The following is a 24,009-nucleotide window of genomic DNA, read 5'->3' as shown; positions in this document are numbered from 1 at the left end:
CCGAGGGTGACGGGAGCGCATCTGCGGCCGCGCTCGTGTGACGCCGTCGTGTGTGGGGTTGCTGCGCTCGTGATCGTTCCGGGTGTGACAGGAGTGTCGTCGCGGCAACACTCCTGTGACGCTCACAGGGCGATCGTTCCGAGGGTGACAGGAGCGCTGTCGTCGCAGCGCTCCCGTGACACTCGCGTGGGGTGATCGTTCCGAGCGTGACCGGAGCGTTCCCGTCGCAGCGCTGCGGTGACGCTCGCCCGTCTGGGGCGCCTGCGCGCAAGATCGTTCCGAGCGTGACGGGAGTGCTCCCACGGCAGCGCTCCCGTGGCTCTCGCCCAATCTCGCGTGACACTCAGATGACCGCGGTGTGATCGCCGCGTCTCGGTGAAGCGGGTCACGCGGACTCCCGGCCCGCCGTCGCGCGGCCTACCCTCGTGCCCGTCGCCGATGACGATCGTCCGGTACCCCTGGTGGACTGGAACGAGAGCGGGAGTGCGTGATGAGTGCTGGCCGGCCTGCCCGGTTGGCCGTCGGAGTGGTCTCCGCCGGCCGTGTGGGTGCCGTTCTGGGCGCGGCGTTGTCCGGGATCGGGCATCGCGTCGTCGCCACGTCGGGGGTCTCCCGGGCGTCGGTCCATCGGGCCGAGTCGCTCCTGCCGGGCGTCCCCCTGCTGCCCCCGGACGAGGTCGTGCAGCGTGCCGACCTGGTCGTGCTCGCCGTCCCGGACGACGTGCTCCCCGGCATGGTCCGCGGCCTGGCCGCCGCCGGCGCCTTCCGGCCCGGCCAGATCCTCGTGCACACCGCGGGCTCCCACGGCGTCTCGGTGCTCGACCCGGCCGTGGAGCACGGGGTGCTGGCGCTGGCCCTGCACCCGGTCCTGACGTTCACCGGCCGGCCCGAGGACGTCCAGCGGCTGACCGGGGCGACGATCTCCGTCACCGCCCATCCCGACGACGAGGCCGCCTGGAGCGTCGGCGAGGCGCTGGTCCTGGAGCTGGGAGCCGAGCCCGTCCGGGTGCCGGAGCAGGCTCGCCCGCTCTACCACGCCGCGCTGGCCCACGGCGCGAACCACCTGGTCACACTGGTCAACGACTGCGCCGAGCTGCTCGACAAGGCGGGGATCCGGCCGGCGAACCGGATGATCGCCCCGCTGCTCTCCGCGGCGCTGGACAACGCCCTGCGCCACGGCGACCGCGCGCTGACCGGCCCGGTCGCCCGCGGGGACGTGGCGACGGTCCGCACCCACCTCGCGGAGCTGGACCGGGTGGACCCGGAGCTCGCCGACACCTACCGCACGCTCGCCCGCCGCACCGCGCACCGCGCCGTCGCGGGCGGCCTGCTGCCCGACCACGCGGCCGCCGAGGTCCGCGCCACGCTGGAGGACTCCCGGTGACGACCAGGAACGGCTACGCGACGGGCACCTTGACCGTCCACAGTGATCCCGAGCGGCTGCGCGCCGTCACCCGGGCGCTGCGCGGCGCGGGCCGCAAGGTCGTGCTGGTGCCCACGATGGGCGCCCTGCACGCGGGCCACCGCGAGCTGATCCGACACGCCCGCCAGGTCCCCGGTGCCGTCGTGCCGGTGGTGAGCATCTTCGTGAACCCGCTGCAGTTCGGCGCGAACGAGGACCTCTCCCGCTACCCGCGTCCGCTCGAGGCGGACCTGGACGCCTGCCGGGAGGAGGGGGTCGAGCTCGTCTTCACCCCGGACGTCGACACGATGTACCCGCCCGGCTCGGACACCCGGATCACGGCGGGCCCGCTCGGCGCCGAGCTGGAGGGCGGCTCCCGGCCGGGACACTTCGACGGGGTGCTCACGGTCGTCGCGAAGCTGTTCCACATCGTCGGGCCGGACGTCGCGATCTTCGGCCAGAAGGACTTCCAGCAGCTCGCGCTGGTCACGAAGATGGTCCGCGATCTGGACTTCCCGCTCGACGTCGTCGGCGTGCCGACCGTGCGGGAGGAGGACGGGCTGGCCCGCTCCAGCCGCAACGTCTACCTCTCGGCGGCCGACCGCGAGCGCGCCGTGATCCTGTCCCTCGCCCTGCGCGAGGGGGCGGCGGTGTCCGCCCACGGCGCCGCCGCCGTGCTCGAGCGGGCCGAGAAGGTCCTCGCCGAGGACCCGGACCTCGCCGTCGACTACCTGGAACTGCGAGACGCCGAGACCCTCGGCGCCCCTCGGCCCGGGCAGCAGGCCCGCCTGCTCGTCGCCGGCCGGTTCGGCACCACCCGCTTGATCGACAACGTCGCCGTCCAGCTGTAGAGAGGTAGCGAAGATGCTGCGCACCATGATGACCGCCAAGATCCACCGTGCCACGGTGACCCAGGCCGACCTGCACTACGTCGGGTCGGTGACGGTCGACCGCGACCTGATGGACGCCTCGGGGCTGCTGGAGGGTGAGAAGGTCGCGATCGTCGACATCACCAACGGCGCCCGGCTCGAGACCTACGTGATCCCCGGCGCCCGCGGCAGCGGCGTGATCGGCATCAACGGGGCCGCCGCGCACCTCGTGCACCCCGGTGACCTCGTCATCCTCATCGCGTACGGGATGCTCGACGAGGCCGAGCTGCTCACCTACGAGCCCAAGGTCGTGTTCGTCGACGGCGACAACAAGGTCGTCGAGCTCGGCAGCGACCCCGCGCACGCCCCGGAGGGCTCCGGACTGTTGTCCGGTTCGCGGTAGCCGTGCTCCTCTGCATCGACGTCGGCAACACCCAGATCGCGCTCGGCGTCTACGACGGGGACGTGCTCGTGCGCGACTGGCGCATGCGGACCGACCCGCAGATCACCGCGGACGAGCTGGAGGTCGCGATCAGGGCCCTCCTGCGCGACTACGCACCGCGGGTCACCGGGGTCTCGGCGCTGTCCACCGTGCCGTCGCTGCTGCGGGAGCTGCGGCTGATGCTGGACCGCAGCGCCACGCCGTCGATCATCGTCGGGCCCGGGGTGCGGACGGGCGTGCCGCTGCTCGTCGACAATCCCCGCGAGGTCGGCGCGGACCGGGTCGTCAACACCCTCGCCGCCCACCACCGCCACGCGACGGCCTGCGTGGTCGTCGACTTCGGCACCTCCACCAACATCGACGTGGTGTCCGCGAAGGGCGAGTTCCTTGGCGGTGCGCTCGCCCCCGGCATCGACATCTCGATGGAGGCCCTCGCTCTGCGGGCGGCGGCGCTGCGGCCGGTCGAGCTGGTGGCGCCCCGGTCGGTGATCGGCAAGAACACCGTGGAGGCGTTGCAGTCCGGCGTGCTCTACGGCTTCGCGGGCCAGGTCGACGGGCTCGTCCGGCGGATCATCGCCGAGCTCGGCCCCGGCGCGGGGCCGGTCACCGTGCTCGGCACCGGTGGCCTCGCCCCGCTGATGCAGGGCATCTCGGACACGATCACCGAGTACGTGCCGGAGATCACGCTCGAGGGCCTCAAGCTCACCTACGAGCGCAACGTCCGCAGCACCAGCGTGAACAGCGGGAACGCGAAGCCGCCGGACGCCGTCTCGGGGCGCGTCGCGAGGTAGGCCCGCAGCCGGGCGAAGGCGGCCTCCCGCTCGGCGTCCGTGCTGATCAGCGACCACGAGTGTGTCCGCAGCGTCGCGATCAGGCCCTCGGTGGTGGTCTGCCGCGCGAAGGGGAACGTCCGCCGCTCCACCGCCCCGAACGGGCCGCGGGGTTCGAGCTCCGCCGCGTCCCCGCCCTGGGGGACGGACTTGCCGTGCGCCAGCGCCTCGTGCAGCCCGCGGACCCAGTCGACGGCGGCGTCGTCGCAGTTCCAGAGGCCCGCGAAGACGCCGCCCGGCCGCAGCACCCGGGCGATCTCCGGCCAGGCCCGCTCCGGGTCGAACCAGTGCACCGCCTGCCCGACGAGCACGGCGTCCACCGAGGCGTCCGGCAGCGGGATCTCCTCCGCGATGCCCCGCAGCGCCTCCACCTGCGGGAACGCGGCGCGCAGCATCCCGAGCATCTCGGCGTCCGGCTCCACGGCGACGACGTCCTGCTCGAGCAGTCGCGCCGTGAGCTTGCCCGTCCCCGCCGCGAGGTCGAGCACGCGGCGCCCGGGCGCCCCGGCCAATGCCCACTCCACCGCGGCCGCGGGATAGTCGGGTCGGTGGGCGGCGTAGTCCTGTGCGGCGGACCCGAAGACGAGACGACGTTCGGTCACAGCAGACCCCCGTGAGTGGCGATAGCGGCTATGGCGACGATTACCACTCACGAGCCCGTACCGGGGGGAAACCGCCGGACGTGTCCGACTACGCTCGTTCGGCGTGAGTGACGAGCCGCGTACCCCTGTCGACGACCTGCCCGAGCAGATGCAGGTGCGCTCGAAGAAGCGCGCGGACATGCTCGAGGCCGGGCTCGACCCCTATCCCGTCTCGGTGCCCCGCACCCACAGCCTGGCCGAGGTGCGCGCGGCGTACCCGGACCTCGAGCCCGGGGCCGAGACGGGCGACGTCGTGACCGTCGTCGGGCGGGTGCTGTTCCTGCGCAACACCGGCAAGCTCTGCTTCGCGAAGCTGGTCGAGGGCGACGGCACCGAGCTGCAGGCCATGCTCAGCCTGGCGAAGGTGGGCGAGGCCGAGCTGGCCCGCTGGAAGGCGCAGGTCGACCGGGGCGACCACGTGATCGTCAGCGGCGAGGTGATCGCGAGCAAGCGCGGCGAGCTGTCGGTCATGGCCGACTCGTGGCAGATGGCGTCGAAGGCCGTCCGCCCGCTGCCGAACGCGCACAGCGACCTGTCCGAGGAGACCCGGGTCCGGCAGCGCTACGTCGACCTCATCCTGCGGCCGCAGGCCCGGGAGATGGTGCGCACCCGCTCCACCGTCGTGCGCACGCTGCGCCGCGAGTTCGAGGCGCGGGACTACATCGAGGTCGAGACCCCGATGCTGCAGCTGCTGCACGGCGGCGCCACGGCCAGGCCCTTCGTCACCCACACGAACGCGCTCGACGCCGACCTCTACCTGCGGATCGCTCCGGAGCTGTTCCTCAAGCGCGCCGTGGTCGGCGGGATCGAGCGCGTTTTCGAGATCAACCGGGTGTTCCGCAACGAGGGCATCGACTCGACCCATTCGCCCGAGTTCGCCATGATCGAGGCCTACCAGGCCTATGCGACCTACGACGACATGGCCATTCTCACGCGTGAACTGATCCAGGAATGTGTACGCGCCGTGTTCGGCTCCACCATCGTGCGTCACGCCGACGGGTCCGAGCACGATCTCGGCGGGGAGTGGCGCTCGGTCACGTTGCACGAATCGGTGGCCGCGGCCGTCGGGGAATCGGTGACGGTGGACACCTCCGCGGAGGACCTCCGGAAGATCGCGGCCGCCCACGACGTGGCGCTGAAGGATTCCTGGGGCGCGGGCGAGATCGTGTTGGAGTTGTTCGAGAAGCTCGTCGAGCACACGCTCCAGGAACCGACGTTCGTCCGGGACTATCCGGTCGAGGTGCGGCCGCTGACCCGACAGCACCGGGACGAGCCCCGCCTGGCGGAGGCCTGGGACCTCATCGTGTTCGGGCACGAGCTGGCCACGGCCTACTCCGAGCTGGTCGACCCGGTCGAGCAGCGCAAGCGCCTGTACGAGCAGTCCCTGCTCGCGGCCCAGGGCGATCCCGAGGCCATGCAGCTCGACGAGGACTTTCTGCGGGCGATGGAGTACGGAATGCCCCCGACCGGCGGCATGGGAATGGGCCTGGACCGCTTGTTGATGACGCTCACCGGCACCGGCATCCGGGAGACGATCCTCTTCCCGTTGGTGCGGCAGGAGTCATAGGCAACTCGACAGACTCTCGGTAATCGCGTTAGTCTTTCACCGCGGCCCTGCCGTAGGTGAATGTCAACGATTATCCGAGATTATGGAGGCTGCGGCGGTGGCGCAGATCCGAGAGATCCGGCTGATCGACGATCTGGACGGCGAGAAGGCCGACGAGACCGTCGAGTTCGGCTTGGACGGCAAGAGCTACGAGATCGACCTGTCGGCGGGCAACGCCGACAGGTTGCGGGACGCGTTGGCGTCCTACGTGGGCGCGGCGCGCAAGGTGGCGGCGAACCGTCGGCGAGCGTCGACGGTGTCCACGAACGGTGCGGCGGCGCGCAAGCCGTCCATCGACCGTGAGCAGAACCAGGCGATCCGGGACTGGGCCCGCAAGCGCGGGATGAAGGTCTCCGACCGCGGCCGGATCCCGGCCGAGGTCCTCGAGGCCTACCACCAGGAGAACTGAGCGCGTTCCGGAGAGGGCCGGCCCCGAGCGGGTCGGCCCTTTTCGGTGAGCGCTCAACCAAGGATCACCTTACCGGCGTACCGTGGCGGCATGCCTCGCGTCACCACATTGACGGTCGCCCGCACCGAGCGGCTCACGCCGCACATGGTCCGCGTGGTCGCGACCGGTCCGGAGCTCGCGTCGTTCCCCGAGACCGGGTTCACCGACCGCTACGTGAAGATTCTGTTTCCGCTTCCCGGCGTGCAGTACCCGGATCCGTTCGATCTGGACGTCGTCCGCGAGCAGCTCCCGCGCGAGCAGCAGCCGCGGGTGCGCACGTACACCGTGCGCGCGTTCGATCCCGCCCGGGCCGAGCTGACGATCGACTTCGTCCACCACGGGGACGCCGGACTGGCGGGTCCCTGGGCGGCCGCGGCCCAGCCGGGGGACACCCTGCGGCTGCTCGGTCCCGGCGGCGCCTACGCCCCGGACCCGGCCGCGGACTGGCACCTGCTGGTGGGGGACGAGGCCGCCATCCCGGCGATCGCCGCCGCGCTGGAGCGGATCCCGGCGGGCGTGCCCGTCCACGCGATCGTCCAGGTGGCGGGCGAGGCCGACGAGCAGCCCCTGGACACCCCCGGTGACCTGCGGTTGCAGTGGTTGCACCGGGACGGGGGCGGCACCGGGCAGCTCCTCGCAGCGGTGGCGGCGCTGGCCTTCCCCGAGGGCCGGGTGCACGCCTTCGTCCACGGCGAGGCCGCGGAGGTCAAGGAGCTCCGCAGGCACCTGCTGACCGAACGGGGGGTGCCCCGCGACGACCTGTCGGTGAGCGGCTACTGGCGCCGCGGGCGGGACGAGGAGGGCTTCCGCGTGTACAAGCGCGAGGAGGCCGAGCAGGAGAAGATCGCCGCAGGTCGGTGAGGGTGCGCGCGTTCGCCCAGGGCTGAACGCGAGGCGGCCGGGAAGAGAAGCGCAGCTCACACCGTTTTGTCGGTGCGGGTGCGTACCGTGCCCGTTACGTGGCACCGCGGCGGAGGCGGCCGGACCCCGAGGACCGATACAGTGGTAAGGGGCGCCCGCGGCGCAGTGTCACAAGGATGCTGGACGCGCCGCATGTGTGGGCGCAGCAGGCAAGGAGTGCGAATGTTCGAGAGGTTCACCGACCGAGCAAGGCGTGTTGTCGTTCTGGCCCAGGAAGAGGCCAGGATGCTCAACCACAACTACATCGGCACCGAGCACATCCTCCTTGGCCTGATCCACGAGGGCGAGGGTGTGGCCGCCAAGGCGCTCGAGTCGCTCGGGATCGCCCTGGAGGGCGTGCGGCAGCAGGTCGAGGAGATCATCGGCCAGGGCCAGCAGGCACCGTCGGGACACATCCCGTTCACGCCTCGCGCGAAGAAGGTGCTGGAGCTGTCGCTGCGCGAAGCGCTGCAGCTCGGCCACAACTACATCGGCACCGAGCACATCCTGCTCGGCCTGATCCGCGAGGGCGAGGGCGTCGCAGCCCAGGTCCTCGTGAAGCTGGGCGCCGATCTCAACCGCGTCCGTCAGCAGGTGCTGCAGCTGCTGAGCGGCTACCAGGGCAAGGAGCCCGCCGAGGCCAGCTCCGGCCGCGGTGAGGGCACCCCGTCCTCGTCTCTCGTGCTCGACCAGTTCGGTCGCAACCTCACCCAGCAGGCCCGCGAGGGCAAGCTGGACCCGGTCATCGGCCGGGAGAAGGAGATCGAGCGGGTCATGCAGGTCCTCTCCCGGAGGACGAAGAACAACCCCGTCCTCATCGGCGAGCCCGGCGTCGGCAAGACCGCCGTGGTCGAGGGCCTGGCCCAGGGCATCGTCAAGGGCGAGGTCCCGGAGACGCTGAAGGACAAGCAGCTCTACACGCTCGACCTGGGCTCCCTGGTCGCGGGCTCCCGCTACCGCGGTGACTTCGAGGAGCGCCTCAAGAAGGTGCTCAAGGAGATCCGCACCCGCGGGGACATCATCCTGTTCATCGACGAGATCCACACCCTGGTGGGTGCGGGTGCCGCCGAGGGCGCGATCGACGCCGCCTCGATCCTCAAGCCCATGCTCGCGCGCGGTGAGCTGCAGACCATCGGCGCCACCACGCTGGACGAGTACCGCAAGTACGTCGAGAAGGACCCCGCGCTGGAGCGCCGCTTCCAGCCGATCCAGGTGGGCGAGCCGAGCGTCACGCACACCATCGAGATCCTCAAGGGCCTCCGCGACCGCTACGAGGCGCACCACCGGGTCACCATCACCGACCCGGCGCTCGTCGCCGCGGCCACGCTGGCGGACCGCTACATCTCCGACCGCTACCTGCCGGACAAGGCGATCGACCTGATCGACGAGGCGGGCGCCCGCATGCGCATCAAGCGCATGACCGCGCCGCCGGACCTGCGGGAGTTCGACGAGAAGATCGCGAACGTCCGCCGGGACAAGGAGTCCGCGATCGACGCGCAGGACTTCGAGCGCGCCGCGCACCTGCGGGACTCCGAGAAGCAGCTGCTCGGGCAGAAGTCGGAGCGCGAGAAGCAGTGGAAGTCCGGTGACCTGGACGTCGTGGCCGAGGTCGACGACGAGCAGATCGCCGAGGTCCTGGCGAACTGGACCGGCATCCCCGTCTTCAAGCTGACCGAGGAGGAGACGACTCGGCTGCTCAAGATGGAGGACGAGCTCCACAAGCGGATCATCGGGCAGGAGGAGGCCGTCAAGTCGGTCGCGCAGGCGATCCGGCGCACGCGGGCAGGCCTCAAGGACCCGAAGCGCCCGTCCGGCTCGTTCATCTTCGCCGGCCCGTCCGGTGTCGGTAAGACCGAGCTGTCCAAGGCGCTCGCGAACTTCCTGTTCGGCGAGGACGACGCGCTCATCCAGATCGACATGGGCGAGTTCCACGACCGCTACACCGCCTCGCGGCTCTTCGGTGCCCCTCCCGGGTACGTGGGCTACGAGGAGGGCGGCCAGCTCACCGAGAAGGTGCGCCGCAAGCCGTTCTCGGTCGTGCTGTTCGACGAGATCGAGAAGGCCCACCAGGAGATCTACAACACGCTCCTGCAGGTCCTGGAGGACGGCCGCCTGACGGACGGCCAGGGCCGCACGGTGGACTTCAAGAACACGGTGCTGATCTTCACCTCGAACCTGGGCACCCAGGACATCTCGAAGGCCGTCGGGCTCGGCTTCGCGCAGAGCAACGACGAGCAGTCGAACTACGAGCGCATGAAGGTCAAGGTCAACGACGAGCTGAAGAAGCACTTCCGCCCGGAGTTCCTGAACCGCATCGACGACATCATCGTCTTCCACCAGCTCACCCAGCCGCAGATCATCTCCATGGTCGACCTGATGATCACGCGGGTGGAGAAGGCCCTGGCTAACAAGGACATGGCCATCGAGCTCACGGAGGCCGCGAAGGGTCTGCTGGCCCGCCGCGGGTTCGACCCCGTGCTGGGCGCCCGGCCGCTGCGCCGGACCATCCAGCGCGAGATCGAGGACCAGCTGTCGGAGAAGATCCTGTTCGGCGAGATCGAGGCCGGGCAGATCGTGATCGTGGACGTCGAGGGCATCGACGAGTCGGTGCCCGAGGGCTCCCCGGCGCACGACGACAAGGCGACCTTCACCTTCCGGGGTGAGCCGCGCCCGTCGGTCTCGGTGCCGGACGCCCCGCCGGTCGACATCGCGGCCGGTGGCAGCACCTCCTCGGAGGAGTCCGCCTGATCGGCTGACCGCTCATCCGGACGGCCCGGACCCCGCTCGGGGTCCGGGCCGTCCGGCGTTCTCGGGCAGGCCCAACAGCCGGGTGACGGCGGGGGCGAGGATCTCGGCGTTCGCGGCGGTCTCCGTCGGCGTCCAGTCGGCCGCGCGCTCGACGACCGCCCGGATGGCCCCCAGCGCCGCCACCAGGAGTGTCTCGAACTCGGCCGCCCCCACCTGGGATGGAGGGGTCGCCCGAGCTGCTCGCCGACCGCGCGCAGCAGCGCCTCGGCCGCGACGAGTACACCCCGCGGCTGCTCGCGATGCCCGGCGACCTGCTGCTGCCCTTTACCGCGTCCTCGGTCGAGGGCGTCCGCGAGGAGATCGCCCGGCAGTGGGACCAGGGCGCGGACTTCATCAAGATGATCCTCACGGAGCCGGGGGTCTTCTTCGCCGCGGTGGACGAGGCCCACCGGCGCGGGCTGCGGATCGCGGGTCACCTGCCACCGGGCGTCCCCATCGAGGAGGCGGCCGCGGCGGGCCTCGACTCGATCGAGCACCTCGGCACGGGCCAGAGCGTGTTCCCGACCCTGTCGTCGGAGTCGCGGGCGCTGTGGGCGCAGGAGCCGACCGGCCTGCCGTTCCCGGCGTGGGTGGCCCGCCTGCCGTTCGCGGTCGACTTCTTCGACGCGTTCCTGAAGGAGAACTTCCTCGGCCCCGCCACGGGCACCACGGACGAGGCGCAGATCGCCCTGCTCCGACGGGCGTTCGAGACCTACTCCGAGGAGCGCACCGACGCGCTGGGCCGCTCCTTCGCGGACAACGGTGTCTGGCACCGCCCGACCCTCGTCGGGCTGCGCGGCAAGTACCGCACCGACGGTCCGGAGTTCCAGGACGATCCCTGGCTGCGGCGCATGCCCGCCGACCAGCGCGAACGTCAGCAGGCGGACGTCGAGGCGTTCGGGGCGGCCCCGCAGGCCGACCGGGACGTGCTGCACGAGTACTACGAGCGCTGCGTGCAGACGGTCGGTCGGATCGCCGCGGCCGGCACGCGGATCATGAGCGGTACCGACACCAGCGGCCGCGGTGTCGCGCGCTCGATCCACGAGGAGTTCCGGGAGCTCGGTCGGGCGGGCCTGAGCCCACTCGAGGTGCTCCGCAGCACCACCACGGCGCCGGCCGAGTACCTCGGCCGCGGGGACACGATGGGCCGCATCGTCCCGGGAGCCGACGCGGACCTCCTCCTGCTCACCGCCGACCCGCTGCAGTCGGTCGAGAACCTCGACACGGTCTCCGTCGTGGTGCGCGCCGGGCACGTGCACCCGATCGACGCCCTCGAGGCCCGGGTGGACGCGCTCCTCGCGACGGTCTGAGGTCGAGCCCGGCACGACGCGGGGTGGAGGCGTCTCTAAGGTCGGCTCCATGCGCTCCCTCGCCGTCCTCGGCCTGCTCGTCGTTCTGGCGGCCTGTTCCTCCCCGGCGCCCCAGCCCGCCGCGGCACCCGCACCTCGCCCCGTCTGCACGGTGGACGACATCGGGGTGGCGGGGGATCCCGGCACCAAGCCGACGATCACCGTGCCGGACACCTGCACCCCGCCCGCGCAGCTCCTGAGCAAGGACCTCGTGGTCGGCAGCGGTCCCGAGGTCGTCCTCGGCTCCACCGTGCAGACCCAGTACGACCTCGTCACCTGGTCGGACAAGCGAGAGCTCGACGCCTCCTGGTTCCGCGGCGAGACCTTCCCCCTGGAGAACGTGGGGGACGCCCCGGTCATCGACGGCTGGAACGAGGGTGTGGTCGGCATGCGCGAGGGCGGCCGCAGGCTGCTGGTCATCCCGCCGGACAAGGCGTACGGGCCGGGCGGCCGCGGTATCGCGCCCAACGAGACCCTCGTCTTCGTCGTGGACGCCGTCCAGGTGTCATGAGCTCGGTCCGGGCGGTCCCCGAGACCGAGCTGATGTCCGGCGAGGCCCTCTCGGCGGACGACGCCTGGCACACCGTCCGCCGCTACGGCCTGCGGCACCTGCTGGGCACGGGGTTCGTCCGGTTCCGGTACGGCGACGGCTTCTCCCACGCCCGCGCCTTCGCCCTGCAGCTCGCGCTCGCCGCGGTGCCGCTCGTCATCGCGGGCGCCGGGCTGGCCACCGCCCTCGGCGTCGAGTCCTTCGCCGAGGTGGTCGCCCGGACCGTCGTGGCCGTCTCGCCCGGGACGAGCGACGAGCTCGTCGGGCGGGCGGTCGAGGGGGACCGGCGGCGTGGCCTGATCGTCGTGATCGCGGCGTTGGGGACCGCCTTCGCCGCGGCGACGAGCGCGTTCGCCCAGCTCGAGCGCGGGGCGAACCGCATCTACGGCACCGAGCGGGACCGCCCGGCGCTGCAGAAGTACGGCCGCGCGGCGCTGCTCACCGCCACGGCGGGCGTCGCGATGGCGGTGGGGCTGCTGCTGATCGTCGCGGGGGAGCCGTTCGGGGAGGCGATGGAGCAGGTCTACCGCTGGGGGGACGTCGCCGAGGAGTTCTGGGACGTCCTGCGGTGGCCGGTCGGTCTGCTCGCGCTCGTCGTCGCGGTCACGGCCCTGCTCCGGTTCGCCCCGCGCCGCCGCCAGCCGGGCCTGAGCTGGCTCGCGGTGGGTGCGGCGGTCACGGTCCTCGCCTGGTTGGCGGGCTCCGGCCTGCTGGCCGCCTACGTGGTGCTCGGCGCGAACTTCGACGAGACCTACGGCCCGCTCACCGCGGTGATGGCGTTGCTGCTCTGGGCGAACGTCACGGGCATCGCGCTGCTCGCGGGCGTGGCCCTCGCGGCGCAGCTGGAGGCGGTCCGTGCGGGCCAGGGCGACCCGCGCCTCCCGGACACCGACGACGACGGCATCCCCGACCACCTCGACGAGGACCCCGGCCCGGCAGGCCGCTGACCGGCCGCGGGTCAGCCCGGGGGTGGTCGCCGCGCGTCATCGGGCGGGAGCAGGGCGTCCAGCCGCTCCCGGGCCTCGGTGTCGAGCCGACCCGGCTCGGAGCGCCGGTAGCTGCCGAGCGCCTCGACGTCCGCGCTGCGCAGGACCGCCGAGCGCACCGCGACGGCGAGGGAGTCTCGCTCCTCGCGCACCGCGGGGGCCTCCGAGGCGGGCAGGAGCTCGCCGCGGTGCAGGGCGGCGGCGTCGCGCACCCGACCCGCCCGCAGCGCCTCGCGCACCGTCTGGAAGTCCGCCTCCACGGCGGCGTCGAGCCGGTAGGGCTGGGTGCGGACCAGGCCGGGCGTGAGCTGCAGGCGCAGGCGGTGCATCTCGGCGCGGATCGTGACCGCCTTCCCGGTGTCCCCGTAGAGCAGGGTGGCGAGCCCGTCGGCGGTGAGCCCGTCCGGATGCAGGACGAGCAGCGTGAGCAGCTCGGCGTGGCGCAGCGACAGCCGGATGCGGCGGCCGTCGAGCCGGCCGTGCGGCCGGTCGCCGCCGAGGAAGCGCAGGGCGAGCGAGGCGCGCCGGGGTGCGGCGCGGCGCAGCCGCAGCAGGTACCCCTCGGCCAGCTGCTCGACGACGCCCTCCCCGAGCGGCCCGAGCGCCACCCGCATCCCGTCCGTCGGGGCCGGGCCGAGGTCCACCGGCTCACGCAGCCAGCCGTCCGGCTGTGCGGCGAGGACGCGGCCGTGGGGGCTCAACAACGCCCCGGCCTGGTCCCCCAGTCCGAGCAGGTGGGGGAGGTTGCGGCTGAGCAGCCGTTCGTCGCGCAGCGCGGCACGCGCCTCCAGGTGCTTCTCGGCGAGCTTCGCGGCGGCGTTGACCAGCGCCAACGTCGTCGGGTGGAAGCCGGTGGCGGGGCCGGTCACGTCCACGATCCCGATCACCTCGCCGGTGTCGGGGGAGTGGATGGGCGCCGCCGCGCAGGTCCAGTAGTGGTAGGCCCGCACGTGGTGCTCACCGGCGTGGATCTGCAGGGCCCGGTCCTCGGCCAGCGCGGTGCCCACGGCGTTGGTGCCGATGGTCTCCTCGCTCCAGCGGGTGCCCTCGACGAGCCCGGCGTCCTCCGCGCGGTGCAGCACCGTCCGGTGTCCCTCGCGCCACAGGACCAGCCCCTGCGCATCCGTCACGACCATCATGTGCTCGGCCTCGTCGGCGATCCGGACGAGGGTCTCCTGGAGCAGCGGGAACGCCTCGGCGAGCGGGTGCCCGGCGCGCAGCTCGGCGACCTCCCGCCGGGCGTACACGAGCGGTGGGAGCCCGCGCTCGGGATCGACGTCGGCCGCCACCGACCGCCGCCACGATGCGGAGACCAGGTCCCGGACGCCGTCGGTCACCTCGTGATCGTCCTCCGATCTACTAGGCCAGGCAACCCTGACTCTGCTCCGCCTGTTCGGACTATCCGAATGGAGGGGTCCGCATCTGCGTGCAACGCGGCTGCAACCCCTCCCTTCCTACTGTGCATCGTCACGAGCTGGACCCAAAGATGTGGAAGGACGGACATGGCCAAGTACGCCAACCCCGGACAGCCGGACAGCGTCGTCACGTTCAAGCCGCGCTACGACCACTACATCGGTGGCGAGTACGTGGCACCGGTGAAGGGGCAGTACTTCGAGAACCCCACGCCCATCACGGGCCAGGCGTTCACCGAGGTCGCGCGCGGCACCGCCGAGGACGTCGAGAAGGCGCTCGACGCGGCCCACGCCGCCGCGCCCGCCTGGGGCAAGACCTCCGTCACCGAGCGCGCCAACATCCTCAACAAGATGGCCGACCGCATCGAGGCCAACCTCGAGAAGATCGCCGTCGCCGAGTCCTGGGAGAACGGCAAGGCGGTCCGCGAGACCCTCGCCGCGGACATCCCCCTCGCGATCGACCACCTGCGGTACTTCGCGGGCGCGGTGCGCGCCCAGGAGGGCAGCATCTCGCAGATCGACGAGGACACCGTCGCCTACCACTTCCACGAGCCGCTGGGCGTGGTCGGTCAGATCATCCCGTGGAACTTCCCGATCCTGATGGCGATCTGGAAGCTCGCACCCGCCCTCGCGGCGGGCAACGCGGTCGTCCTCAAGCCCGCGGAGCAGACCCCGGCGTCGATCCACGTGCTGCTCGAGACGGTCGCCGACCTGCTGCCCCCGGGTGTCCTCAACATCGTCAACGGGTTCGGCGTCGAGGCGGGCAAGCCGCTGGCCTCCAGCAATCGCATCCGCAAGATCGCCTTCACCGGTGAGACCACGACCGGTCGCCTGATCTCCCAGTACGCCTCGGAGAACCTGATCCCGGTCACCCTGGAGCTCGGCGGCAAGAGCCCGAACATCTTCTTCAACGACGTCGCCCAGGCCAACGACGCCTTCTACGACAAGGCGCTCGAGGGCTTCGCGATGTTCGCGCTCAACCAGGGCGAGGTCTGCACCTGCCCGAGCCGCGCGCTGATCCAGGGCGGCATCTACGAGGAGTTCCTGCAGCAGGCGGTCAAGCGGACCGAGCAGATCAAGCAGGGGCACCCGCTCGACACCGACACGATGATCGGTGCCCAGGCGTCGAACGACCAGTTCGAGAAGATCCTGAGCTACATCGACATCGGCCGCCAGGAGGGCGCGAAGGTCCTCACCGGTGGCGACCGGGCCGACCTCGGCGGCGAGCTGTCCGGCGGGTACTACATCAACCCGACGGTCCTCGAGGGCAACAACGCGATGCGGGTCTTCCAGGAGGAGATCTTCGGACCGGTCGTCTCGGTGGCGCGGTTCGAGGACTACGACGACGCCCTGAAGATCGCCAACGACACCCTCTACGGCCTCGGCGCCGGCGTCTGGTCCCGCGACGGGAGCGTGGCCTACCGCGCCGGGCGGGACATCCAGGCGGGCCGGGTGTGGGTGAACAACTACCACGCCTACCCGGCCCACGCGGCCTTCGGCGGCTACAAGCAGTCCGGCATCGGGCGCGAGAACCACAAGATGATGCTGGACCACTACCAGCAGACGAAGAACCTGCTGGTCAGCTACTCGCAGAATGCCCAGGGCTTCTTCTGATGGTCGAGCGGGTCGCACTGACCGAGGCCGCGGAGGAGCTCCTCCGGAAGCTCACGGACATCCACGGCCCGCTGATGTTCCACCAGTCCGGCGGGTGCTGCGACGGCAGCGCGCCCATGTGCTACCCGGACGGGGACTTCACGATCGGCGGTCAGGACGTCCACCTGGGCGACCTGACCGTCGAGGGCCTGGCGAAGCCGATCGGCTTCTACATGTCCGCCTCGCAGTACCAGTACTGGAAGCACACCCACCTCACCGTCGACGTGGTGAAGGGTCGCGGGAGCGGGTTCTCGGTCGAGGCGCCGGAGGGCGTCCGGTTCCTGATCCGCAGCCGCATCTTCACCGACGAGGAGTACGCGCAGCTCGGGTGACCCGTGAGTGGCGATGGTCGCCATGGCGACCATCGCCACTCACAGGAGGGTGTCGAGTTCTCGGAGGGTGGACTCGGCCCCCTGCGCGATCCCGACGCCGCGCGGGTCCCGGACCTGGGGCTCGCGGACGTTGATCCGCACCAGCCTGCCGGACGCCGCGCTGGCCAGCTCGGCCTCGCGGCGCACGGTGGGCACGGCGGTGCCCGCCCCGATCTCGACGACGGCGAGCTCGCGCCGGTGCCCGCGGATCCATTCGTGGAGCCGCTGCAGATCGGGGCCCGAACGCGCCGGATCCCACTCCCAGTCCCCGAACATCAGGATGTTCGGCCTGGCCAACGCCCCGCAGCTCGGACAGGCGGGGAGCGGGTCGACCGCCCGCATCGTCTCCGGGTCGATCTCGGGCACCTCGCCCGCGGGCCAGATCTCCTGCCCGCAACCCCGCAGGCACTGCAGGTGGTGGATGGAGCCGTGCACCTCCGCGACGCGGTCGAAGCCGGCGACCTGGAACTGCCCGTCGACGTTGCTGGTGAACACCCACGTCGGGTAGCGCTCGGCCCACCGGCGCAGGATCTCGAACCCCGCGTGCGGCACCGTCTTCCGGTACAGCGCGAGCCGGTGCCCGTAGAAGCCCCAGGCCAGCGCCGGGTCGTCCGCGAAGTGGACGGGATCGGCGAGCTCCTCGAACCGCAGCCCGAGGCGCTCGTACGGCGGGTAGGCGCGCCAGAACCCCTCGGTGCCGCGGAAGTCCGGCAGCCCCGAGTCGACGCCCATGCCGGCGCCCGCGCAGATCAGCAGGGCGCCGGCCGCACGCAGGTGCGCGGCGGCGGTGTCGAGACTCAGAGATCCACGACCTCGAACTCGAGCAGGTCCGCGCCGGACGCGACCGGCTTGCCGCCCGCGTCGGGCGCGCGGGAGCCCGCGTGCGCCTCGACGGCGGGTCCGCTGCGCCAGGCCTCGAACGCCTCGTCCGACTCCCAGGTGGTGACGACGAAGTAGCGGGTGTCGCCCTTGACCGGGCGCAGGAGCTGGAAGCCGAGGAAACCGGGCTGGCTGTCCACCGCGTGCTTGCGGGCGGCGAACCGCTTCTCCAGCTCGGGGCCCGCGTTCTCGGGCACATGGATTGCGTTGATCTTCACGACGGCCATGGCGCTATTGTTCCAGCCGATGCGGAGGTCTGTGCGCACGTCCGACGGGACGTACCTCGCAGTCGTCGAGTTCGGCGGCGCGGGCACCCCGATCCTGCTGCTGCACGGGCTCATGGGCCGGGCCACGACCTGGTGGTCGCTCGCGCGCAGGCTGACCGCCTACGGACGCGTCGTCGCCCTCGACGCCCGCGGGCACGGCCGGTCGCAGGCCGCGGGCCCGTGGACGGTGGACCGGATGGCGCAGGACGCGGCCGAGATCCTCGAGCCCCTCGGCCCCGGCGTGGTCGTCGGGCACTCGATGGGCGGGCTGCATGCGCTGGTCCTCGCCGCGACCCGGCCGGAGCTGGTGCGGGGTCTGGTGGTGGAGGACATGTCCTGCGACCTGACCGGCGTGTCGCCGCGGTGGATGGGGGACATGACCGCGTGGTTCGGCGCGATCCCGCAGCCCTTCCCGTCGCTGGCCGCGGTGCGCGAGGCCTTCGGGCATCCGCGGCCGGAGTTCGGCGACTACATGGCCGAGTGCTGCGAGGAGCGGGCGGACGGCTTCCACCTGCTGACCCGCGTCGCGAGCGCCGCGGAGATCGCGGGGGAGTGGGTGCGCCGGGACTTCTGGTCGGCCGCCGAGGCGGTCCGCTGCCCGACGCTGCTGCTGGAGGCCGAGGAGTCGATCGTCCCGGACGGGCAGGGCGCCGAGACGGCGGCCCGGATCCCGGGTGCGGAGCGCACGGTCCTGCCGGGCACGGGCCACCTGGCGCACGCGCACGAGAGGGCCTTCCTCGACGCCCTGGTGCCCTTCCTGGAGCAGGTGGTCGCCGCGCCCTGAACCACCGCGCCGTTCGTCGGAGCCGGTCAGTCGGCGAAGAGTGGTTCCGCGGTGCCGTCTCGGGTGTCGGCGATCTCCACGCCCTCGATCGCCGCGCGGACGGGGCGGATCGGGTGCAGCAGGGTGAAGGCCTCGGCCGGTTTGTCGTGGGCGAGGACCACGTGCGGGAGCCAGGCGCCCGGGAGGTAGGAACCGAAGGGGGACTTGACCTTCCCTGCCAGTGCGTCGTGCACCGCGCTGTGCACGGCCAGCAGCTCGGTGTCGACGATCGCGGAGAGCACGAGGTCGTCGTCGTGGCCCGCGACCGAGCCGAGGGTGGCCAGCCAGAGGGCGGGCAGCGACAGTCCGCGCAGCGCCTCGGTCAGCTGGACCCGCGCGACGGCGGGGATCTGGGCGGCCGCGGCGAAGGTCACCGTCGGCAGCTCGTGCGGGATGCGCAGGCCGTGGTCCTGCAGCACCCTGCGCATGGCGAGCACGCGGTCCTCCGCGGCCATGTCGAGCCGGAACCGGACGATCTGCGCCATCGAGCTCCCCTGGTCCTGTACCGGCTCAGTCTCTCGCACCCGGCGTGGTGCCGCCCAGTACGAACCTGCCGTCCGTGGTCTGTTCGGCCAGCCCGTCGACCAGCAGTGAGTCCAGACAGCGGTCTCGCTGCGGCCCGTCGGACCACACGGCGTCGAGCGCGGGCTTCTCGACGGGTTCCTCGGCGGCCCGCAACACGTCCAGCAGCCTGCCCCGGACCTGACGGTCGGTGCCCGCGAAGCCCTGCACCGGACGCCGCGGCCCCGTGTACTCCGGGCGGCCCGCCGCCACCCAGGCGCAGTCGGCGTGCACCGGGCAGAGCGTGCACCGGGGCGTGCGCGCGGTGCAGACCACGGCGCCGAGCTCCATCAGCGCCGCGGACACGACGGCGGCCTCGGCGTCGGACTCGGGGAGGAGCGCGTCGACGTCCGCGAGGTCCGCCTTGGTGCGCGCGGGACCGGCGTCCCCGGCGCCGTGCACGGCGCGCGCCACCACCCGTCGGACGTTGGTGTCGACGACCGGGGCGCGCCGTCCGTAGCCGAACGCCGCCACGGCCCGCGCGGTGTAGGAGCCGATGCCCGGCAACGACTCCAGGACGTCCACATCGGACGGGACCCGGTCGCCGTGCTCGCTCGCGATCGCCTCGGCGGCGGCGTGCAGCCGCATCGCGCGGCGGGGGTAGCCGAGCTTGCCCCAGGCGCGCAGGACATCCGCGCGGGAGGCGGCGGCCAGCGCCGACGGGGTCGGCCACTCGGTCATCCACCGCTCCCAGACCGGTGCGACCCGGGCCACCGGCGTCTGCTGCAGCATGAACTCGCTGACCAGCACACCCCATGGGGTGGTCCCCGGGCGCCGCCACGGCAGGTCGCGGGCCTGGGCCCGGAACCAGTCCGCGGCGCGTCCCGCGAGCGGGGGCGTCACGCAGGTCACGCGGTGATCGTGCCATCGCTCTCCGGAGCGTCCTCCGTCAGGGCGGTTCCACCCGCGGTACGGTCCCCCACACCGGTGGAACGGCCGCGCCGCGCCGCGCGACATCCCTCCACGTGTAGTAATCATCGATCTACGCTGCGTGACATGTGGGAGCCGGTGGGACCGCTGCCCGCGCACGTCTACTGGAAGCGGCGCTGGCTCGCGTTGCTGGGTGTGATCGGGTTCTTCGTCGCGTCCGGCTTCACCGCCGCGGCTCTCGCCGCGCTGCCGTCCGATCCCGGCCCGCAGGACGAGGCCACCACCCCCGCCGCCCACCGTTCCGAGCTGGCCGATCCCACCGCGACCAGCCTGCCCGTCACGACCCTGTCCGATCCCGCGCAGCCGGACCCCACGCTGTCGGTGACCGGCGTCCCCGCGGGCACCACGCCGCCGTCGGGCACCACGGCGCCGGACGGGACCGGCACACCCCTCGCCGAGGGGACCCCCGAGCCCACGACGGACGAGTCCAAGCGGCCCGACGACACCCCGCGCGAGTCCGTCCCCGTCCTGGAGACCGAGCCCGCGCCCGCCACCGGCCCGCCCGCCTGCACGAACGACATGATCGCCGTCGGCGCCGAGATCGACTCGCCGCAGCACACCGTGGGCGACCGTCCGGTGCTCCGCCTGGTGGTCGTCAACATCTCGGGGCAGGCGTGCGTGCGCGATCTCGACGGCGCGCTGCAGGAGATCGTCGTGTGGGACCGGCCGATCCAGAACCGGCTGTGGTCCAGCAACGACTGCGTCAACCCGTCCACACAGGACCTCCGGACGCTGGTGCCCGGGCAGCCCGTCGCCTTCGCGGTGACCTGGTCGGGCCTGTCCTCGAACCCCGGCTGCACCGCGCCCCGCACGCGCCTCCCGGCGGGTGACTACACACTGCTGACGCGGGTGGCCGACAAGATCAGCGGGCCGACGTTCTTCACCCTCGCTCCCCGGGGCTAGTGCTCGCCCCGGTGAGGGCGCGGAGCAGGTTCACGAGCTGAGCCCGCTGCGCACGGTCGAGGGGGGCCAGCAGGCGTTCCTGGGCGGCCTGGACGAGCCCGTCCAGCTCGGCGAGCCTGCGGACGCCCGCCGCCGTGGCCGACACGACGTTGCGCCGCCGGTCGGTCGGGTCCGGGACGCGGTCGACGTGGCCCGCGGCGCCCAGCTCGGCCAGGACGCCCACGAGGTCGCTGCGGTAGATGCCGCTGCGCTCGGCGAGTCGGGCCTGGCCGGCGGGCCCGTCGTCGACCAGCGTGGCGAGCACGGCGTAGTGCCACTTCCGCGCCCCCGTGCCCGCCAGGGCCTCGCCGACGATCCGGTCCGCCTGCAGGGCGGCGAGCCCCAGCAGGCGGCTGGGCAGCGCGTGCAGCCGTTCGGCTCCTTCCATGTCCCGCAGTCTAGCGTTAGTGTGACAAACGTTAGTCGGACTAACGAATGGAGTGACGATGCCCGACACGAGGTTTCTCGACTCGGTGATCCACCACGAGGAGCGCGGCACGGGCCCGGCGTGGGTGTTCCTGCACGGCAATCCCGCCTCCTCGCACCTGTGGCGGGGAGTGCTGGAGCGGATGGGGCCCGGGCGGCTGCTCGCGCCCGACCTGATCGGCATGGGGGCCTCCGGCAAGCCGGACATCGGCTACCGGTTCGCCGACCACGCCCGGTACCTCGACGCGTGGTTCGACGCCCTCGGGCTCGACGACGTGGTGCTCGTCGGTCACGACTGGGGTGGAGCGCTCGCCTTCGACCACGCGGCCCGGCACCCGGGGCGGGTCCGCGGCGTCGCGTTCCTCGAGGCGGTGATCCGACCGATGACGTGGGCGGACCTCGGTCCGGCTCCGCGCGCCCGGGCGGAGCTGGTGCGCGGGCCCGGGGGCGAGGAGTTCGTGCTGGGGTCGACCGCCTTCGTCGACGCCGCCTTCACCGGTGGCGTGTGCACGCCGGTGGCGGACCTGGAGCCCTACCGTGCGCCGTTCCCGGACCCGCCGAGCAGACGGCCGATCCTGGAGTGGGCGCGGTCGCTGCCGCTCGACGGCGAGCCCGCGGACGTCCACGACCGGATCGCGGCGTTCCAGCCCTGGCTGACCACGAGCGACGTGCCCAAGCTGCTGGTGACGTTCGAGGGGTCCCCGACGCTGATGGTCGGACCCGAGCTGCGGCGGTGGTGCCTCGACCACGTGGCGCGCCTGTCCGTCGTCCACGGTGGTCGGGCGGGGCACCACGCGCCGGAGGACCGCCCGGCGGAGATCGCGGCCGCGCTCACCGCCTGGGCCGACGCCCGGTTCAGCGCGTGATGCGGGTCAGGACCTGGGTGACGTCCGCGACCTCGGTGATCCGCATGCCGGGGGTGCCCGCGTCGCTGTCCGGGGGGATCAGGGCGTGCGTGAAGCCGAGCCGGGCGGCCTCGGCCAGCCTGCGGCGCAGCCCCGAGACGCGGCGCACCTCGCCCGCCAGCCCCAGCTCGCCGAGCACGATGAGATCCGGTGGCAGCGCGACGTCGTTCTTCGCGCTCGCCACGGCCATGGCCAGCGCCAGGTCCGCGGCGGGTTCGGTGACCTTCATCCCGCCGACGGTCGCGGTGTAGACCTCGGAGTCCTGCAGGCGGATCCCGCCGCGGCGCTCCAGGATCGCGAGGAGCATCGCCACCCGGCTCGAGTCGAGCCCGCTCACCGCCCGGCGCGGGGTGGGCATGTGCGAGCTCGCGACCAGCGCCTGCACCTCGGCCAGCAGCGGCCTGCGCCCGTCCATGACGACCGTGACGGCGGTGCCGGGCACCACGCTGGCCTGAGTGGCCCCGAACCGGGCCAGGAACAGCCCCGAGGGGTCCGGCAGCCCGACGATGCCCTCGTCTCGCAGCTCGAAGCAGCCGACCTCGTCCGCGGGGCCGAACCGGTTCTTCACGCCGCGGACCATGCGCAGCGTGGAGTGCTTGTCGCCCTCGAACGCGAGCACCACGTCGACCAGATGCTCGAGCACCCGGGGGCCTGCGATGGTGCCGTCCTTGGTCACGTGCCCGACCAGCAGCACGGGCAGGCCGCGCTCCTTGGCCAGGGCGGTGAGCGCGACGGTCACGGCGCGGGTCTGGGTGACCCCGCCCGGCGTGCCGTCGACCTCCGGCGAGGTCATGGTCTGCACCGAGTCGACGATCAGCAGCTCGGGCCGCAGCTGGTCGACGTGGCCCAGGATCGCCGACAGGTCCGACTCCGCGGCCAGGTAGAGCCGGTCGTGCAGGGCGCCGGTGCGCTCGGCGCGCAGCCGCACCTGGCCCGCGGACTCCTCACCCGTCACGTAGAGGACGGTGCGGGCGACCGCCGCCTTGGCGGCCACCTCGAGCAGCAGGGTGGACTTGCCGACGCCGGGCTCACCGGCCAGCAGCACCACCGCGCCGGGCACGAGCCCGCCGCCCAGCACCCGGTCGAGCTCGTCCACGCCGGACGGCCGGGCGCGGGCGGTGTCGAGCGCGACCTCGGCGATCGGCCGGGCGGGCGTGCTCGGCGCGCCCGCGGCGACCTTCCTGGCCGGGGTGACGGGCGCCGCCTGCTCGGTCAGCGAACCCCAGGCCTGGCACTTCGGGCACCGGCCCACCCACTGGGCGGCGCGGTGCCCGCACTCCGTGCAGGTGTAGGCGGTGCGGGCTCGGGGGCGCTGGGTGGGACTCAGTGCCCGCCGCCGCCCTCGGGGGCCTGGTCCACGCGCGCGACGGTGGGGCTCGCCACCGGGAGACCGACCTCGACGCGGCCCGCCTTCTCGAACGTGAGCACGAGCGGGTACGTGCGGCCCGAGAGGATGTCCTCGCGCAGGCCCGTGATCTCGATGGTGACCTGCTTGCCGCCGGGCACGCCCGCGACCTGGCCCGCGACGAGCGAGATGTCCGGGGCGACGGTCTGCTCGCCGGTGATCGTCACGGTGCCCGCCGGGCTCGTGGCGGAGACCAGGCGGTCGGTCTGCGCTCCCTGGTTCACGATGACCATCTCGACCGGGGCGACGCCGCCGACCGGGTAGATCGCGGCCTCGGGGGACAGCCCGCCCGGGTAGGCGATCTCGGCGTTCCGCACGGCGATGCCGCCGCCGTTCGCGCTGGCGCCGGCGACGGCCGCCACCTGCTGCGAGGTCTGGGCCTGCATGCCGGCACCGCAGCCCGCCAGGGCGACCCCGGCCACGGCGACGGCGGCGAGGACGCGGACGAGTCGCGCGGGGGTGCGCTGGGTGGTGGCTCTGTCGACCAACGACGCGCGGCTCACGGTGCGGTGTCCTTCCTGGAAGCCTGCACTTGCGGGTGCAGCCTAGTGGGAGGCTCCGACAGTTCGTGCACTCGGTGCGCATCCGTCACACGCGGGGGTGTGTCACACCCCCCGCGTGCACGT

Annotated in this window: 26 protein-coding genes; 16 read left to right on the top strand and 10 right to left on the bottom strand. The window is 72.5% G+C overall.

Features of this window, described 5'->3' with window-relative positions:
* Positions 1-490: 490 nt before the first annotated feature.
* The 4 genes from BLS43_RS30510 to BLS43_RS12515 are packed head-to-tail and all read left to right on the top strand — an operon-like array spanning position 491 to position 3,504.
* Complete coding sequence (locus tag BLS43_RS30510; RefSeq protein ID WP_218129803.1) at positions 491-1,384, top strand: Rossmann-like and DUF2520 domain-containing protein; 894 nt, start codon at positions 491-493, stop codon at positions 1,382-1,384.
* Positions 1,381-2,253 carry a pantoate--beta-alanine ligase gene (gene panC / locus BLS43_RS30505; RefSeq protein WP_218129802.1) on the top strand — a complete coding sequence of 291 codons (873 nt, stop codon included), beginning with the start codon at positions 1,381-1,383 and terminating at the stop codon, positions 2,251-2,253. Before BLS43_RS30510 ends, panC begins: the two co-directional genes overlap by 4 nt.
* A 13-nt stretch (positions 2,254-2,266) precedes the next feature.
* Complete coding sequence (gene panD, locus BLS43_RS12520) at positions 2,267-2,674, top strand: aspartate 1-decarboxylase (RefSeq protein ID WP_093083134.1); 408 nt, start codon at positions 2,267-2,269, stop codon at positions 2,672-2,674.
* Between the two features lie 2 nt (positions 2,675-2,676).
* A complete protein-coding gene (locus BLS43_RS12515) occupies positions 2,677-3,504 on the top strand; it encodes a type III pantothenate kinase (protein WP_093083131.1) in 828 nt (275 codons plus the stop codon).
* Here BLS43_RS12515 and BLS43_RS12510 read toward each other — a convergent pair.
* A complete protein-coding gene (locus BLS43_RS12510) occupies positions 3,420-4,145 on the bottom strand; it encodes a class I SAM-dependent methyltransferase (protein WP_245707457.1) in 726 nt (241 codons plus the stop codon). The genes BLS43_RS12515 and BLS43_RS12510 overlap by 85 nt on opposite strands.
* 148 nt (positions 4,146-4,293) lie before the next feature.
* Between BLS43_RS12510 and lysS the strand changes: the two genes are divergently transcribed.
* The 4 genes from lysS (at position 4,294) to BLS43_RS12490 (ending at position 9,886) form a co-directional block, all read left to right on the top strand.
* A complete protein-coding gene (gene lysS / locus BLS43_RS12505) occupies positions 4,294-5,751 on the top strand; it encodes a lysine--tRNA ligase (protein ID WP_093083128.1) in 1,458 nt (485 codons plus the stop codon).
* A 97-nt stretch (positions 5,752-5,848) separates the two neighbouring features.
* Positions 5,849-6,199 carry a histone-like nucleoid-structuring protein Lsr2 gene (locus BLS43_RS12500; protein WP_093083563.1) on the top strand — a complete coding sequence of 117 codons (351 nt, stop codon included), beginning with the start codon at positions 5,849-5,851 and terminating at the stop codon, positions 6,197-6,199.
* Positions 6,200-6,289: 90 nt separating this feature from the next.
* Positions 6,290-7,099 (top strand): siderophore-interacting protein, encoded by an 810-nt coding sequence (locus tag BLS43_RS12495; protein ID WP_093083125.1) that lies wholly within the window; start codon positions 6,290-6,292, stop codon positions 7,097-7,099.
* Positions 7,100-7,321: 222 nt separating this feature from the next.
* On the top strand, positions 7,322-9,886 hold the full coding sequence (locus BLS43_RS12490) for an ATP-dependent Clp protease ATP-binding subunit (RefSeq protein ID WP_093083122.1): 2,565 nt from the start codon (positions 7,322-7,324) through the stop codon (positions 9,884-9,886).
* Between the two features lie 12 nt (positions 9,887-9,898).
* Here BLS43_RS12490 and BLS43_RS12485 read toward each other — a convergent pair whose 3' ends face one another.
* Positions 9,899-10,069 carry a hypothetical protein gene (locus BLS43_RS12485; RefSeq protein ID WP_176921295.1) on the bottom strand — a complete coding sequence of 57 codons (171 nt, stop codon included), beginning with the start codon at positions 10,067-10,069 and terminating at the stop codon, positions 9,899-9,901.
* Positions 10,070-10,104: 35 nt separating this feature from the next.
* Between BLS43_RS12485 and BLS43_RS12480 the strand changes: the two genes are divergently transcribed.
* The 3 genes from BLS43_RS12480 to BLS43_RS12470 are packed head-to-tail and all read left to right on the top strand — an operon-like array spanning position 10,105 to position 12,771.
* Positions 10,105-11,235, top strand: a complete 1,131-nt coding sequence (locus BLS43_RS12480; protein ID WP_093083113.1) for an amidohydrolase family protein — start codon at positions 10,105-10,107, stop codon at positions 11,233-11,235.
* A 49-nt stretch (positions 11,236-11,284) separates the two neighbouring features.
* Positions 11,285-11,785 carry an FKBP-type peptidyl-prolyl cis-trans isomerase gene (locus BLS43_RS12475; protein ID WP_093083107.1) on the top strand — a complete coding sequence of 167 codons (501 nt, stop codon included), beginning with the start codon at positions 11,285-11,287 and terminating at the stop codon, positions 11,783-11,785.
* Complete coding sequence (locus tag BLS43_RS12470; RefSeq protein WP_093083102.1) at positions 11,782-12,771, top strand: YihY/virulence factor BrkB family protein; 990 nt, start codon at positions 11,782-11,784, stop codon at positions 12,769-12,771. The genes BLS43_RS12475 and BLS43_RS12470 overlap by 4 nt, the downstream gene beginning before the upstream one ends.
* A gap of 11 nt (positions 12,772-12,782) precedes the next feature.
* Here the strand turns inward: BLS43_RS12470 and BLS43_RS12465 are convergent, their stop codons facing one another.
* Positions 12,783-14,147: a GAF domain-containing protein gene (locus BLS43_RS12465; RefSeq protein ID WP_093083097.1), complete on the bottom strand. Its 1,365-nt coding sequence runs from the start codon at positions 14,145-14,147 to the stop codon at positions 12,783-12,785.
* 165 nt (positions 14,148-14,312) lie between these two features.
* On the opposite strand from BLS43_RS12465, the gene exaC reads away from it, so the two are divergent.
* The gene (gene exaC / locus BLS43_RS12460) at positions 14,313-15,836 is read left to right on the top strand and encodes an acetaldehyde dehydrogenase ExaC (RefSeq protein ID WP_093083093.1); all 1,524 of its coding nucleotides are present in this window, start codon (positions 14,313-14,315) and stop codon (positions 15,834-15,836) included.
* The gene (locus BLS43_RS12455; protein WP_093083088.1) at positions 15,836-16,207 is read left to right on the top strand and encodes a DUF779 domain-containing protein; all 372 of its coding nucleotides are present in this window, start codon (positions 15,836-15,838) and stop codon (positions 16,205-16,207) included. The genes exaC and BLS43_RS12455 overlap by 1 nt, the downstream gene beginning before the upstream one ends.
* A gap of 39 nt (positions 16,208-16,246) precedes the next feature.
* On the opposite strand, the gene BLS43_RS12450 is transcribed toward BLS43_RS12455, so the two are convergent.
* Entirely contained in the window at positions 16,247-17,047 is an 801-nt protein-coding gene (locus tag BLS43_RS12450; RefSeq protein ID WP_425438542.1) for an SIR2 family NAD-dependent protein deacylase, read from the bottom strand.
* Complete coding sequence (locus BLS43_RS12445) at positions 17,044-17,352, bottom strand: antibiotic biosynthesis monooxygenase family protein (protein ID WP_093083080.1); 309 nt, start codon at positions 17,350-17,352, stop codon at positions 17,044-17,046. The genes BLS43_RS12450 and BLS43_RS12445 overlap by 4 nt, the downstream gene beginning before the upstream one ends.
* Before the next feature lie 19 nt (positions 17,353-17,371).
* Here BLS43_RS12445 and BLS43_RS12440 point away from each other — a divergent pair, with 19 nt between their 5' ends.
* Positions 17,372-18,175 carry an alpha/beta fold hydrolase gene (locus BLS43_RS12440; protein WP_245707456.1) on the top strand — a complete coding sequence of 268 codons (804 nt, stop codon included), beginning with the start codon at positions 17,372-17,374 and terminating at the stop codon, positions 18,173-18,175.
* Positions 18,176-18,201: 26 nt separating this feature from the next.
* On the opposite strand, the gene BLS43_RS12435 is transcribed toward BLS43_RS12440, so the two are convergent.
* Together BLS43_RS12435 and BLS43_RS12430 are read right to left on the bottom strand one after the other, a co-directional pair.
* Positions 18,202-18,699 (bottom strand): hypothetical protein, encoded by a 498-nt coding sequence (locus BLS43_RS12435; protein WP_093083070.1) that lies wholly within the window; start codon positions 18,697-18,699, stop codon positions 18,202-18,204.
* A 25-nt stretch (positions 18,700-18,724) separates the two neighbouring features.
* A complete protein-coding gene (locus BLS43_RS12430) occupies positions 18,725-19,627 on the bottom strand; it encodes an HhH-GPD family protein (RefSeq protein WP_281245829.1) in 903 nt (300 codons plus the stop codon).
* Positions 19,628-19,771: 144 nt separating this feature from the next.
* Here BLS43_RS12430 and BLS43_RS12425 point away from each other — a divergent pair, with 144 nt between their 5' ends.
* The gene (locus tag BLS43_RS12425; RefSeq protein ID WP_093083061.1) at positions 19,772-20,608 is read left to right on the top strand and encodes a hypothetical protein; all 837 of its coding nucleotides are present in this window, start codon (positions 19,772-19,774) and stop codon (positions 20,606-20,608) included.
* Here BLS43_RS12425 and BLS43_RS12420 read toward each other — a convergent pair.
* Positions 20,586-21,035: a MarR family winged helix-turn-helix transcriptional regulator gene (locus BLS43_RS12420; RefSeq protein ID WP_093083057.1), complete on the bottom strand. Its 450-nt coding sequence runs from the start codon at positions 21,033-21,035 to the stop codon at positions 20,586-20,588. The genes BLS43_RS12425 and BLS43_RS12420 overlap by 23 nt on opposite strands.
* Before the next feature lie 58 nt (positions 21,036-21,093).
* Between BLS43_RS12420 and BLS43_RS12415 the strand changes: the two genes are divergently transcribed.
* A complete protein-coding gene (locus tag BLS43_RS12415; protein ID WP_093083560.1) occupies positions 21,094-21,939 on the top strand; it encodes a haloalkane dehalogenase in 846 nt (281 codons plus the stop codon).
* Here the strand turns inward: BLS43_RS12415 and radA are convergent.
* Positions 21,929-23,305 carry a DNA repair protein RadA gene (radA, locus tag BLS43_RS12410; protein WP_093083557.1) on the bottom strand — a complete coding sequence of 459 codons (1,377 nt, stop codon included), beginning with the start codon at positions 23,303-23,305 and terminating at the stop codon, positions 21,929-21,931. The two genes, BLS43_RS12415 and radA, sit on opposite strands and share 11 nt — an antisense overlap.
* Positions 23,302-23,886 (bottom strand): copper chaperone PCu(A)C, encoded by a 585-nt coding sequence (locus BLS43_RS12405; protein WP_093083052.1) that lies wholly within the window; start codon positions 23,884-23,886, stop codon positions 23,302-23,304. The genes radA and BLS43_RS12405 overlap by 4 nt, the downstream gene beginning before the upstream one ends.
* Positions 23,887-24,009 lie beyond the last annotated feature (123 nt).

This window comes from Pseudonocardia oroxyli, assembly GCF_900102195.1.
In the GTDB taxonomy this organism is placed as follows: domain Bacteria; phylum Actinomycetota; class Actinomycetes; order Mycobacteriales; family Pseudonocardiaceae; genus Pseudonocardia; species Pseudonocardia oroxyli.
Note: the sequence above shows the minus strand (reverse complement) of the source record. Positions and strands in the feature narration are given on the sequence as shown.